This window comes from Roseateles sp. P2_H4, assembly GCF_056403315.1.
In genome coordinates, this window is record NZ_JBFUFR010000005.1 from 192,223 (window position 1) to 205,554 (window position 13,332).

Below are 13,332 nucleotides of genomic sequence, written 5' to 3' on the forward strand. Positions count from 1 at the left end.
GGGCTCATGGTGCGGCCCGCATTGTCAGGGCGCGCCACAGCAGGCGAGGACCGTCCCAAACCCTTAAAGCAGGGCGGTGCAGCAGGCTGTCGTGATGACGCGCCGCTATCTTGTCGAGGATGAGCAGGCCACCCTGCACGACCAGGCGCAGCTCCCAGCCGGCGCGGCCGGGCAGGCTCAGGGCCAGTGGTGCGCCCTCCAGCATGAGCCGGCGCGCCCAGGCGCAGAGGTCGGCGATCAAGGCGCGGGCGGCCGGGCCGTCGCGGCAAGCGAGCACATCCTCGGCACGCACGCCGTGACGATCCAGGTCGTTCTGCGGCACATAGAGCCGGCCGTTGGGGCCGTCGCGGCTGAAGTCCTGCCAGAAATTGATGAGCTGCAGTGCCGAGCAGATGGCGTCCGAGCGGCGCAGCGAGGCCGCGTCGCTGACGCCGTACAGGCCCAGCAGCAGCCGGCCCACCGGGTTGGCCGAGCGGCGGCAGTAGTCCAGCAGGTGCTCGTGGTCGCGGTAGCGCGGCGGCGCCAGGTCCTGTTCGAAGGCGGAGATCAGGTCGTGCAGCAGCGTCGGCTGCAGGCGGTGCATCTCCCGGGCGAGCGGGGTGTAGACCTGGGGCCAGCGCAGCGAGGGCGTCTGGCCGGCCACCACCGCGGCCAGGTCGGCTCGGTAGGCCTGCAGCGCCTGGACGCGCTCGGCGGTGCTGGCGTCGCCCTCGTCGGCCAGGTCGTCCGCCGTGCGCGCGAAGTGGTAGATCGCCACCACCGCCGGCCGCAGTGCGGGCGGGCACAGCATGGATGCGACGGGAAAGTTCTCGTAATGGTCGACGCTCAAGCTTTTTCTCAAGTTCCGCTTGCAAAGCCCCGGCGTAACAGCGAAATTCTGCGAGGTTTGACAGTTGTCACAGGGTCTGAATACATTACTGACCCGCCGGTCATTAAATTTCAGGGCTGGTCGTTTCACGCTTCGAGGTCTGCATGTCCCATCTTCTGCGTCTCGCACCGCCCCTGCTGTCGGCGGCACTGCTGTCCGCCCTGTTGTCCGGGTGTGGCAAGCAGCCCGCCGCTCCCGAGCCGGAACGCGCGGTACGCACGCAACTCGTCAGCGCCGGTTCGGCCAGTGCCAGCCATGAGTATGCGGCCGAGGTGAAGCCGCGCATCGAGTCGCGCCTGTCCTTCCGCGTCAGCGGCAAGCTGCTGAGCCGCTCGGTCAACCTCGGCGACACGGTCAAGCCCGGCCAGGCCCTGGCGCGCATCGACGCCCAGGACCTGAAGCTGGCCGAAGCCGCCGCCAGTGCCGCCGTCATGGCCGCGCGCACCAACCGCGACCAGGCCGGTGCCGACTACAAGCGCTTTGTCGACCTGCAGCGCCAGGGCTTCATCAGCGCGGCCGAACTGGAGCGTCGCGACTCGGCCTTCAAGGCGGCCCAGGCCCAGCTGGAACAGGCCAAGGCCCAGTCCGATGTGCAGGGCAACCAATCCGGCTATGCCCAGCTGATGGCCGACGGTGCAGGCGTCGTGACCGGTGTCAACGCCGAGCCCGGACAGGTGCTGGCGGCTGGCACGCCGGTGGTGAGCGTGGCCCTGGACGGCCCGCGCGACCTGGTTTTCTCGGTGCCCGAGGACCAGGTCGCGCGTGTCAAGGCCGCCGCCGGTGTGCCCGGCGCGCTGAAGGTGCGGCTGTGGGGCGCTGACAAGACCTACCCCTTGACGCTGCGCGAGGTGTCCGCCGCCGCCGACCCGGTCACGCGCACCTTCCTCATCAAGGCCGACGCCGGCAAGCTGGACGTGCGGCTGGGCCAGTCGGCCACCGTCGTGCTGGACCTGCCGCAGATTGCCGGCGTCATGAAGCTGCCGCTCGCGGCCGTGCTGCAGCAGGGTGGCAAGACTTCGGTCTGGGTCCTGGACGGCGCGTCGATGACGGTCAAGCCGGTGGCGGTGCAGATCGGTGGTGCCGAAGGCAATGACGTCGTCATCGCGGGTGGACTGAGTCAGGGCCAGGAGGTCGTCGTCGCGGGGGTGCACGTGCTCAACCCTGGCCAGAAGGTCAAGCGTTATGTGCCGCCGCGGACCGCGGCAGCGCCGGCAGCTCCCGTGGCTTCTGCGGCCTCACGCTGAGCCGGGGCTGCACATGACTTCCCCGATCACCAAGGAACTCCACGTCGGCGGCTTCAACGTGTCGCGCTGGGCGCTGGAGCATCCGGCCCTGACGCGCTACCTGATGGTGGTGCTGATGCTGATGGGCTTCGTCGCCTATTTCCAGCTCGGCCAGGACGAGGACCCGCCGTTCACCTTCCGCGCCATGGTCATCCAGGCCTTCTGGCCGGGCGCCACGGCCCAGCAGATGGCCGACCAGGTCACCGACAAGATCGAGAAGACGCTGCAGGAAGTGAACCACGCGGACAAGATCCGTTCGTACACCAAGCCGGGCGAGTCGCTGACGGTCTTCCAGGTCAAGGACAACACGCCGCCCAAGGAGGTCGCCGACCTCTGGTACCAGACGCGCAAGAAGATCGGCGACATGCGCTCGTCGCTGCCGTCAGGTGTGCTGGGGCCTGTGTTCAACGACGAGTTCGGCGACGTCTACGGCTCCATCTACGCGCTGTCGGCCGATGGCTTCAGCCGTGAGGAGCTGCGCGAGCACGCCGACCGCGTGCGCCAGGCCCTGCTGCAGGTCAAGGACGTGGCCAAGGTCGAGATCTTCGGCATCCAGCCCGAGAAGCTCTTCATCGAGGTTTCGCAGAAGCGACTGGCCCAGCTGGGCCTGGACTTCAGCCAGGTCATCAACCAGATCGGCGCGCAGAACGCCGTGGAGAGCGCGGGCCTGCTGAACGCCGGCAGCGCCAACTTCCAGGTGCGGGTGCAGGGCCAGTTCACGACCGCCCAGGCCCTGGCCGAGGTGCCCATCCGCGCCATCAACCCGGCCACCGGCGTGGCCAGCCAGATGCGCCTGGGCGACATCGCCACCATCAAGCGCGAATACGTCGACCCGCCGGCCACCAAGGTGCGCCACCAGGGCAAGGAAGTGCTGGCCCTGGGTGTGTCCATGGCCAAGGGTGGCGACATCATCGCGATGGGCAAGGCGCTCGCCGTGGCCCTCAAGGGCATCGAGCGCGCGCTGCCGGCCGGCATCCAGCTCGAGCAGGTGCAGGACCAGCCCAAGGCCGTGACGACCTCGGTGGGCGAGTTCGTGCATGTGCTCATCGAAGCCGTCGTCATCGTGCTGGCGGTCAGCTTCATCTCGCTGGGCCTGCACACCAAGCCGCTGCGCATCGACATCTGGCCCGGCCTCGTCGTCRGCATCACCATCCCGCTGGTGCTGGCCATCACCTTCACGACGATGTTCTATTGGGGCGYCGGCCTGCACAAGATCTCGCTGGGCTCGCTGATCATTGCGCTCGGGCTGCTGGTGGACGACGCCATCATTGCCGTCGAGATGATGGTGCGCAAGCTCGAAGAGGGCTACGACAAGATGCACGCCGCCACCTTCGCCTACGACGTGACGGCCATGCCCATGCTGACCGGTACGCTGATCACGGCGGTGGGCTTCCTGCCCATCGGCCTGGCCAAGTCCACGGTGGGCGAATACACCTTCGCGATCTTTGCGGTGACGGCCGCGTCGCTGATCATTTCCTGGGTCGTGTCGGTCTATTTCGTGCCCTATCTCGGCGCCCTGCTGCTGAAGAGCAAGCCGGCCGCGGACGGCGAGGTCCACGAGCTCTTTGACACGCCGTTCTACAACCGCTTCCGCGGCGTCGTGCGCTGGTGCGTGGAGAACCGCTGGAAGACCATTGCCATCACGCTGCTGGTGTTTGCGCTGGGCATCTTCGGCATGGGCCGGGTGCAGCAGCAGTTCTTCCCCGACTCCAGCCGCCCCGAGGTGCTGGTCGACCTGTGGCTGCCCGAGGGTTCGACCATCCAGGAGACCGAGGCCCTGGCCAAGCGCTTCGAGGCCCGCATGCTGAAGGAACCCGGCATCGCGACCGTGACGAGCTGGATCGGTTCCGGCGTGCCGCGCTTCTATCTGCCGCTGGACCAGATCTTCCCGCAGGCCAATGTCACGCAGTCCATCCTGCTGCCCAAGGATCTGGTGGCCCGCGAGGAGTTGCGCAAGCGCCTGCCGGCCGTGCTGGCCGAGGAGTTCCCGGAGGCGCGTGGCCGCGTCAAGCTGCTGCCCAACGGCCCGCCCGTGCCCTATCCGGTGCAGTTCCGCGTGACGGGAGCCGACCCCAAGATCGTGCGCGACTGGGCCGACAAGGCCAAGGACATCCTGCGTTCCAACGCCAATATGCGTGGCGTCAATGACAACTGGAACGAGAACGTCAAGATGCTGCGTCTCAAGGTCGACCAGGACAAGGCGCGGGCCCTGGGTGTTTCCAGCCAGAGCCTGGCGCAGTCGGCGCGCACGCTGCTGTCGGGCAGCGTCATCGGCCAGTACCGCGAGGCCGACAAGCTCATCGACATCGTGCTGCGCCAGCCCAAGGACGAACGCGCCGTCATCACCGACATCGCGAATGCCTATGTGCCAACCAGCACCGGCCGCTCCATTCCGCTGACGCAGATCGCCAAGGTCGAGTTCGACTGGGAGCCGGGCGTCATGTGGCGCGAAGGCCGCCTCTATGCCGTGACGGTGCAGGGCGACGTGGCCGAGGGCCTGCAGGGCGCGACGGTCACCAAGGAAGTCTGGCCCAAGCTCGACGAGTTGCAGAAGCAGATGCCCGTCGGCTACGGCATCCAGATCGCGGGTGCCGTGGAGGAGAGCAACAAGGGAACGGGCTCGATCGGCGCGGGCGTGCCCATCGCCCTCTTCATCATGCTGACGCTGCTGATGCTGCAGCTGCACAGCTTCGTGCGCTCGGCGCTGGCCTTCCTGACAGGCTTCTTCGGCATCGCCGGTGTCGCGTTCGCGCTGTTGGTGCTGAACCGGCCGTTTGGCTTTGTCGCCTTGCTCGGTGTGATCGCGCTGTTCGGCATGATCATCCGGAACTCGGTCATCCTGATCGACCAGATCGAGCAGGACCGTGCCCGCGGCGTGCCGGACTGGTCGGCGGTCGTGGAGTCCGCGGTGCGGCGCTTCCGCCCCATCGTGCTGACGGCCGCTGCTGCGGTGCTGGCCATGATCCCGCTGTCCCGCAGCGTGTTCTGGGGCCCGATGGCCGTCGCCATCATGGGGGGGCTGATCGTTGCGACGGCCCTGACGCTGCTGGCGCTGCCGGCGATGTACTCCGTCGTGTTCCGCGTCATGCGGCCGAAGGAAGAGGAGCACAGCCGCCTGCACAGCCGCTTCGTCGACACCGAAGCCGCCGATCCGGCCTGAGCGTTTTTGGCTAGGTGTTCCGGGCCGAGCGCTGGGCCGCTCCCGAGCCGGCCCGCTTGAGGCTGCTTGCGGCTCAATGCCGCGAGCAGCCTTGTCCCCTCGGGGGACCGGTCAGACGCACCGCGTTCAGCGGCGTGCGGCTGGACGAGGGGCTCACTTTCTCTAGGGTTTTGCCGCCCCTTGCATCGGGGCGGCGGGCAAACCGTGCGAGGTCGCTACAATCGCCGGTTTGCCGAATCGCCTGAATCGTCTCTAAATGGGTTGCTCCTGAGCAGCCCAACCTGAACCAACCCGTTGCGCGGGTGGCGAAATTGGTAGACGCACCAGGTTTAGGTCCTGACGCCTTCACGGGCGTGCCGGTTCGAGTCCGGCCCCGCGCACCACTACTGTCCTTCAACTGTTTCCGAGTCCATCATGGCCGTCACCGTCGAAACCCTCGAAAAGCTGGAACGCCGCATCACCCTGCACGTGGCGGCCTCTGAGATCAACAGCGAAGTCGAAGCCCGCCTCAAGAAGCTGGCCCGCACCGTCAAGGCCGACGGCTTCCGTCCTGGCAAGGTGCCGATGAACGTCGTGGCCCAGCGCTACGGCTATTCGGTGCAATACGAAGTCGTGAACGACAAGGTCGGCAACGCCTTCATGAGCGCCGCCAACGAAGCGCAACTGCGCGTCGCCGGCGCCCCGCGCATCGAGCAGAAGAACGAAGCGCCTGAGGGCCAGATGGCCTTCGACGCGACCTTCGAGGTCTACCCCGAAGTCAAGATCGGCGACCTGGCCGCAGCCGACGTCGAGCGCGTCACCAGCGAAGTCACCGACGAAGCCATCGACAAGACCGTCGAGATCCTGCGCAAGCAGCGCCGCACCTTCGCCCAGCGCCCGGCCGCCGATGTGGCCCAGGCCGGTGACCGCGTCAGCATCGACTTCGAAGGCAAGATCGACGGCGAGCCCTTCCCCGGCGGCAAGGCCGAAGGCTTCCAGTTCCTCATCGGCGAAGGCCAGATGCTGGAGCAGTTCGACGCTGCCGTGCGCGGCATGAAGGCCGGCGAGAGCAAGACCTTCCCGCTGCAGTTCCCCGAGGACTATCACGGCAAGGACGTGGCCGGCAAGGAAGCCGACTTCCTCGTCACGGTCAAGAAGATCGAAGCCCAGCATCTGCCCGAAGTGAACGAGGCTTTCGCCAAGTCCCTGGGCATCAAGGATGCGACGGTGGACGGCCTGCGCGCCGACATCAAGAAGAACCTCGAGCGCGAAGTGAAGTTCCGCGTGCTGGCTCGCAACAAGGGCGCCGTCATGGACGCTCTGGTTGCTGCTTCCGAGCTGGACGTGCCCAACGCGCTGATCGAGGGCGAAGCCGCCCGCATGGTCGAGCAGGCCCGCGAGGACCTGAAGAAGCGTGGTGTGAAGGACGCCGACAAGGCCGAGATCCCCACCGACATCTTCAAGCCCCAAGCCGAGCGCCGCGTGCGCCTGGGTCTGGTCGTCTCCGAGCTGGTGCGCGCCAACAACCTGCAGGCCAAGCCGGCCCAGCTGCAGTCGCACATTGAAGAGCTGTCGCAGAGCTACGAGAAGCCCGCCGAAGTCATGCGCTGGTACCTGACCGACCGCGAGCGCATGGCTGAAGTCGAGGCCGTCGTCGTCGAGAACAATGTCACGGACTTCGTGCTGGCCACGGCCAAGGTGACCGACAAGGCCCTGCCGTTCGACGAGCTGATGGCTGCGGGCAACTGAGAGCCCTTCGCCTGACGAAGGCGCCGTGCCGCAAGGCCCGGCGCCTTTTTACTTGCGTGGCCATAATCCGTCCCCATAACAGACGTATTGATTTCCAAGGATCTGAATGAGCGCTCTCGACACCAGCAACCTCGGGCTCGTGCCCATGGTCATCGAACAGTCCGGTCGCGGCGAGCGTGCCTACGACATCTACTCGCGCCTGCTGCGTGAGCGGATCATCTTCCTGGTCGGTCCCGTCAATGACGGCGTCGCCAATCTGGTCGTTGCGCAGATGCTGTTCCTGGAGAGCGAGAACCCCGACAAGGAGATCTCGCTGTACATCAACAGCCCGGGCGGCAGCGTGTCGGCCGGCATGTCCATCTTCGACACCATGCAGTTCATCAAGCCGCAGGTCTCGACGCTGTGCATGGGCCTGGCGGCCAGCATGGGCGCCTTCCTGCTCGCGGCCGGCGCCAAGGGCAAGCGCTTCTCGCTGCCGAACTCCAAGATCATGATCCACCAGCCCCTGGGCGGCGCGCAGGGCCAGGCCACGGATATTGAGATCCATGCGCGTGAAATCCTGAAGACTCGCGAGACCCTGAATCGCATCCTGGCCGAGCGCAGCGGCCAGACCCTGGAGAAAATCCAGTCGGACACCGAGCGCGACTATTTCATGTCGGCTGCCGAAGCCCAGGGCTATGGCCTGATCGACCAGGTGCTGGAACACCGCCCCTGAGTTGTGAGGGGCCGTAACTGGCACCCGGATTCGCAGCGGAATCGGGGCCCTTATCCCCACAAGGGCCCCGAGATCGTTTGGACTATCATCATTTCAGGCACCCGCCTGTTCACTGGCATTCCCGAGCAGACCCATGGCCGACAAAAAAGGCACCTCCAGCGAAAAAGTTCTGTACTGCTCGTTCTGTGGCAAAAGCCAGCATGAAGTCAAAAAGCTGATCGCCGGACCTTCGGTTTTCATCTGCGACGAATGCATCGAGCTGTGCAACGACATCGTCCGTGACGAGATCCCGGCGCCGGCGCCTGCCGCGCGTGCCGGCAAGTCCGACCTGCCCGTGCCGAGCGAGATCAAGTCGAGTCTCGATCAGTACGTCATCGGCCAGGACGTTGCCAAGCGCACCTTGGCCGTGGCGGTCTACAACCACTACAAGCGCCTGCGCCACATGGCGTCGAGCAAGGACTCGGTCGAGCTGTCCAAGAGCAACATCCTCTTGATCGGCCCGACCGGCTCCGGCAAGACGCTGCTGGCGCAGACGCTGGCGCGCCTGTTGAACGTGCCCTTCGTGATCGCCGACGCGACGACGCTGACCGAAGCGGGCTATGTCGGCGAGGACGTCGAGAACATCATCCAGAAGCTGCTGCAGAACTGCAATTACGACGTCGAGCGTGCGCAGCGCGGCATCGTCTACATCGACGAGATCGACAAGATCTCGCGCAAGGCCGACAACCCCTCCATCACGCGCGACGTGTCGGGCGAGGGCGTGCAGCAGGCCCTGCTCAAGCTCGTCGAAGGCACGATGGCTTCCGTCCCTCCGCAGGGCGGCCGCAAGCACCCCAACCAGGACTTCCTGCAGATCGACACGACCAACATCCTGTTCATCTGCGGCGGCGCCTTCGACGGCCTGGAGAAGGTCATCCAGAACCGCAGCGAGAAGTCCGGCATCGGCTTCAGTGCCACGGTGAAGACCAAGAGCGAGAAGCGCGTCTCCGAGGTCTTCCGCGAGTGCGAGCCCGAGGACATCATCAAGTTCGGCCTCATCCCCGAGCTCGTCGGCCGCCTGCCCGTCGTCGCGACGCTGGGCGAGCTGACCGAGGACGCCTTGGTGCAGATCCTGACCGAGCCCAAGAACGCGCTGGTCAAGCAGTACCAGCAGCTGTTCGAGATGGACGGCGTCGAGCTGGAAATCCGCAAGCCGGCCCTGGCCGCCATCGCCCGCAAGGCGCTGGCCCGCAAGACCGGCGCCCGCGGTCTGCGTTCCATCATGGAGCAGTCGCTGATCGACACCATGTTCGACCTGCCCGCCTTGGATGGCGTGGAGAAGGTCGTGCTGGATGAACACAACATCGAGGACGCCTCGGCACGTCCCTTGCTGGTCTATCGCGAACAAAAGGCCAGCGCCTAAGCCCTCAACTTGCAATCGCCACCTCAGGCCTGATATCGGCCTGAGAAAGAGAGGTCTTCATGTCCGGACATCCCATCCTCCCCGCCGACCCGATCACGCTGCCGCTGCTGCCGCTGCGTGACGTCGTCGTCTTCCCGCACATGGTCATCCCGCTGTTCGTGGGCCGGCCCAAGTCCATCAAGGCCCTGGAAGCCGCGATGGAAGCGGGCCGCCAGATCATGCTGGTCGCCCAGAAGGCCGCCGGCAAGGACGAGCCCAAGCCCGAAGACATGTTCGAGGTCGGCTGCGTCTCCAGCATCCTGCAGATGCTCAAGCTGCCTGACGGCACCGTGAAGGTGCTGGTCGAAGGCCTGCAGCGCGCCACCACCAGCTCCATCACCGAGCCGGGTGAGCACTTCGTTGCCGAAGTCACGCCCATCCCGCCCGAGACCGAGCATGCGCCCGAAGTCGAAGCCCTGCGCCGCGCCGTGACGCAGCAGTTCGACCAGTACGTCAAGCTCAACAAGAAGATCCCGCCCGAGATCCTCACGTCCATCGGCGGCATCGACGATCCGGGTCGCCTGGCCGACACCATCGCCGCCCACCTGCCGCTCAAGCTCGACGCCAAGCAGGCCGTGCTGGACCTGGCCGAAGTGGCCAAGCGCCTGGAAAAACTGCTCGACCTGCTCGAGCACGAAGTCGACATCCTGCAGGTCGAAAAGCGCATCCGTGGCCGCGTCAAGCGCCAGATGGAGAAGAGCCAGCGCGAGTACTACCTGAACGAGCAGGTCAAGGCCATCCAGAAGGAACTCGGCGACGGCGAAGAAGGCGCCGACATGGAGGAGCTCGAGAAGAAGATCCTCGCGGCCCGCATGCCCAAGGAAGCGCGCAAGAAGGCCGACGCTGAGCTGAAGAAGCTCAAGCTGATGTCGCCCATGTCCGCCGAAGCGACGGTGGTGCGCAACTACATCGACACCCTGGTCAACCTGCCCTGGAGCAAGAAGACCAAGATCAAGCACGACCTCAAGAATGCCGAGGATGTGCTGAACGAAGACCACTACGGCCTCGAGAAGGTCAAGGACCGCATCCTTGAATATCTCGCGGTGCAGCAGCGCGTCGAGAAGGTCAAGGCGCCCATCCTGTGCCTGGTCGGCCCTCCGGGCGTCGGCAAGACCTCGCTCGGCCAGAGCGTGGCGCGCGCCACCGGCCGCAAGTTCATCCGCATGGCCCTGGGCGGCGTACGCGATGAAGCCGAGATCCGCGGCCACCGCCGCACCTACATCGGCTCCATGCCGGGCAAGGTGCTGCAGTCGCTGACCAAGGTCGGTACGCGCAACCCGCTGTTCCTGCTCGACGAGATCGACAAGCTGGGCATGGACTTCCGCGGCGACCCGTCGTCGGCGCTGCTGGAGGTGCTGGACCCCGAGCAGAACCACACCTTCGGCGACCATTACATCGAGGTCGACTTCGACCTGTCCGATGTGATGTTCGTGGCCACGTCCAACTCGATGAACATCCCGCCGGCCCTGCTGGACCGCATGGAAGTCATCCGCCTGTCGGGCTACACCGAGGACGAGAAGGTCAACATCGCCCAGACCTATCTGCTGCCCAAGCAACGCAAGAACAACGGCGTGCTGGACGAGGAGCTGGATGTCACCGAGTCTGCCGTGCGCGGCATCATCCGCTACTACACGCGTGAAGCCGGTGTGCGTTCGCTTGAACGCGAGATGTCCAAGATCTGCCGCAAGGTGGTCAAGGGCATCCAGCTCAAGACCTACGAAGGCAAGGTCACGGTCACCGAGGACAACCTCAACGACTTCCTGGGCGTGCGCAAATACGACTTTGGCCGTGCCGAGAAGAAGAACCAGGTGGGCCAGGTCGTCGGCCTCGCATGGACCGAAGTGGGCGGCGATCTGCTGACCATCGAAGCCACCGCGATGCCGGGCAAGGGCAACATCATCCGCACCGGTTCGCTGGGCGATGTGATGAAGGAATCCGTCGAGGCTGCTCGTACGGTGGTGCGCTCACGCGCCCGTCGTCTCGGCATCAAGGACGAGGTCTTCGAGAAGCGCGATGTGCACGTGCACGTGCCTGACGGCGCCACGCCCAAGGACGGCCCGAGCGCGGGCGCCGCGATGACCACTGCCTTCGTGTCTGCACTGACCGGCATTCCGGTGCGCGCCGACGTCGCCATGACCGGCGAGATCACGTTGCGCGGCGAAGTCACCGCCATCGGTGGCCTGAAGGAAAAGCTGCTCGCCGCTCACCGCGGTGGCATCAAGACCGTGATGATCCCGGAAGAGAACGTCAAGGACCTGCAGGACATTCCGGAGAACGTGAAGAACCAGCTCGAGATCGTGCCCGTGCGCTGGATCGAGCGCGTGCTCGAGGTCGCCTTGGAATCCATGCCGTCACCGCTGCCCGACGAAGAAACGCCCGTTAGCGCGGCCAAGCCGGAAGAGGGCGCGGCCAAGAGCACCGTGGTGCCACATTGAGTGCGGTTGGCTTGTCATCCGACCAAAAATTGGATTACAATGCCAGCTTCGCTAGACAGGCAGCTGCAGAGTTGTTTGCCTGACGGAACAAAGCGGGATTAGCTCAGTTGGTAGAGCGATACCTTGCCAAGGTATAGGTCGAGAGTTCGAGCCTCTTATCCCGCTCCAGTTTTTTCCTAAATGGGAAGCCCAGGCTTCCCATTTTCGTCAAGGTCGCACCAACGGCCATGACGGGCGAGATTCAAAAGTTGGCGACGGCGCGATAGCAAAGCGGTTATGCCCCGGATTGCAAATCCGGTTAGTCCGGTTCGACTCCGGATCGCGCCTCCAAAAGCACCATGCGGGTGTAGCTCAGTTGGTAGAGCGCAACCTTGCCAAGGTTGAGGTCACGAGTTCGAGCCTCGTTACCCGCTCCAAAAAAATCGGTCGCACCGATGTTTGATCGCAAGATCAAGCGAAATGCGCGGGTGTAGCTCAGTTGGTAGAGCGCAACCTTGCCAAGGTTGAGGTCACGAGTTCGAGCCTCGTTACCCGCTCCAAATTCACGGGAGATTCGAGCAATCGAGTCTCCCGTTTTCTTTTGTGCGGCCCGGATAATCCGCTCGCCGCGCGGGTGGCGAAATCGGTAAACGCAGCGGACTTAAAATCCGCCGCCTCGAAAGGGGCGTACGGGTTCAAGTCCCGTCCCGCGCACCAGTCTTCTATACGGTCAGCACCTGCTGGCCGTTTTTGTTTTCCGGTTGCCAGGCGTGCACGGCCATGCCTTGCCAGCCCAGCACGCGGCCGATCCAGCTCTGCAGCGCGACCGGATCGCCGCTGGTCTCGATGTCCAGCGCCGGCTCGCTCTCAGCCTGGGGCCACAAGTTGGCTGCTCGGCGTGCGACGGCGGTTTCGATGCGCAACAGTTCGACGCCGGGGCCAAGTGCTGCCTGCCACAGGGGTTCGATGAAGGGGTAGTGCGTGCAGCCCAGCAGCGCCGTGTCCACGCCGGCGGCGCGCAAGGGCTCGCAATGTCGGCTGACGAGGGCTTGCAGTTCGGCGCTGTCCAGGTCGCCGGCTTCGATGCGGTCGACGACGCCGGGGCAGCCCTGCACGATGACTTCGCTATCGCCGATATGTCGCTCGATCAAGGCCCGCAGCCTGGCGCTGGCGGCCGTGGACGGCGTGGCCAGCAGGCCGATGCGGCCGTTGCGTGTTGCCGCGACAGCAGGCTTGATGCCGGGCTCGGTGCCGACGAAGGGCAGGGCGGGCCAGCGGGCCCGCAGGGTCTCGATGGCGTGAGCCGTGGCCGTGTTGCAGGCGACGACGATGAGTTCCGCGCCCTGGGCGATCAGATGCTCGGTGATCGCGATGCTGCGCGCCTGGATGTCCTCGGGGCTGCGATTGCCATAGGGTGCGTAGGCCGTGTCGGCCACATAGCGCAGCCGGGCCGTGGGCAGCAGCGCGCGCAATTCGCGCAGCACGGTGAAGCCGCCGACGCCGGAGTCGAAGACGCCGATCTCGCGGCGCGTGTGGGAATCAATCTGCATGGGCAAAAAGCAGTCTAGCTTCACGAATTCGAGAGRCCTCTCCAAAAAAGCTTCGCCCGCCGTCAACAAGGGTCTGGCTAGAATCGAACGATCGTGCTTTTTTAAGCGCGGCTCCCACGGGGAGCGCCCCTTAGAATCTGGTTAACGTTTACGTCAATTCGAGCTGGAGTTTC

The 13,332-nt window shown here is 65.2% G+C and carries 8 protein-coding genes and 6 tRNA genes; 12 read left to right on the top strand and 2 right to left on the bottom strand.

Going from position 1 to position 13,332, the window contains the following annotated elements; all coding sequences use genetic code 11:
* Positions 1–4 precede the first annotated feature (4 nt).
* Positions 5–829 (bottom strand): squalene synthase HpnC, encoded by an 825-nt coding sequence (hpnC, locus tag AC1DW3_RS05945; RefSeq protein ID WP_477929524.1) that lies wholly within the window; start codon positions 827–829, stop codon positions 5–7.
* 143 nt (positions 830–972) lie between these two features.
* Between hpnC and AC1DW3_RS05950 the strand changes: the two genes are divergently transcribed.
* The 12 genes from AC1DW3_RS05950 (at position 973) to AC1DW3_RS06005 (ending at position 12,326) form a co-directional block, all read left to right on the top strand.
* Positions 973–2,112 carry an efflux RND transporter periplasmic adaptor subunit gene (locus AC1DW3_RS05950; RefSeq protein ID WP_477929525.1) on the top strand — a complete coding sequence of 380 codons (1,140 nt, stop codon included), beginning with the start codon at positions 973–975 and terminating at the stop codon, positions 2,110–2,112.
* Positions 2,113–2,125: 13 nt separating this feature from the next.
* Positions 2,126–5,311: an efflux RND transporter permease subunit gene (locus AC1DW3_RS05955; protein ID WP_477929528.1), complete on the top strand. Its 3,186-nt coding sequence runs from the start codon at positions 2,126–2,128 to the stop codon at positions 5,309–5,311.
* Positions 5,312–5,607: 296 nt separating this feature from the next.
* A tRNA-Leu gene (locus AC1DW3_RS05960) sits at positions 5,608–5,694 on the top strand.
* A gap of 31 nt (positions 5,695–5,725) precedes the next feature.
* On the top strand, positions 5,726–7,039 hold the full coding sequence (gene tig / locus AC1DW3_RS05965; protein WP_477929530.1) for a trigger factor: 1,314 nt from the start codon (positions 5,726–5,728) through the stop codon (positions 7,037–7,039).
* 106 nt (positions 7,040–7,145) lie between these two features.
* Positions 7,146–7,754, top strand: a complete 609-nt coding sequence (gene clpP, locus AC1DW3_RS05970) for an ATP-dependent Clp endopeptidase proteolytic subunit ClpP (protein WP_477929532.1) — start codon at positions 7,146–7,148, stop codon at positions 7,752–7,754.
* A 133-nt stretch (positions 7,755–7,887) separates the two neighbouring features.
* Positions 7,888–9,156, top strand: coding sequence for an ATP-dependent Clp protease ATP-binding subunit ClpX (gene clpX / locus AC1DW3_RS05975; RefSeq protein ID WP_477929533.1), 1,269 nt, complete (start codon positions 7,888–7,890; stop codon positions 9,154–9,156).
* 59 nt (positions 9,157–9,215) lie between these two features.
* Entirely contained in the window at positions 9,216–11,630 is a 2,415-nt protein-coding gene (lon, locus tag AC1DW3_RS05980; protein ID WP_477929535.1) for an endopeptidase La, read from the top strand.
* Between the two features lie 92 nt (positions 11,631–11,722).
* Positions 11,723–11,798, top strand: a tRNA-Gly gene (locus tag AC1DW3_RS05985).
* An 88-nt stretch (positions 11,799–11,886) separates the two neighbouring features.
* Positions 11,887–11,960 (top strand) — tRNA-Cys (locus AC1DW3_RS05990).
* Positions 11,961–11,970: 10 nt separating this feature from the next.
* Positions 11,971–12,046: transfer RNA gene (locus tag AC1DW3_RS05995), tRNA-Gly, on the top strand.
* A gap of 47 nt (positions 12,047–12,093) precedes the next feature.
* A tRNA-Gly gene (locus tag AC1DW3_RS06000) sits at positions 12,094–12,169 on the top strand.
* A gap of 68 nt (positions 12,170–12,237) precedes the next feature.
* A tRNA-Leu gene (locus AC1DW3_RS06005) sits at positions 12,238–12,326 on the top strand.
* Between the two features lie 5 nt (positions 12,327–12,331).
* Here the strand turns inward: AC1DW3_RS06005 and murI are convergent.
* Entirely contained in the window at positions 12,332–13,159 is an 828-nt protein-coding gene (gene murI, locus AC1DW3_RS06010; RefSeq protein WP_477929537.1) for a glutamate racemase, read from the bottom strand.
* Positions 13,160–13,332 lie beyond the last annotated feature (173 nt).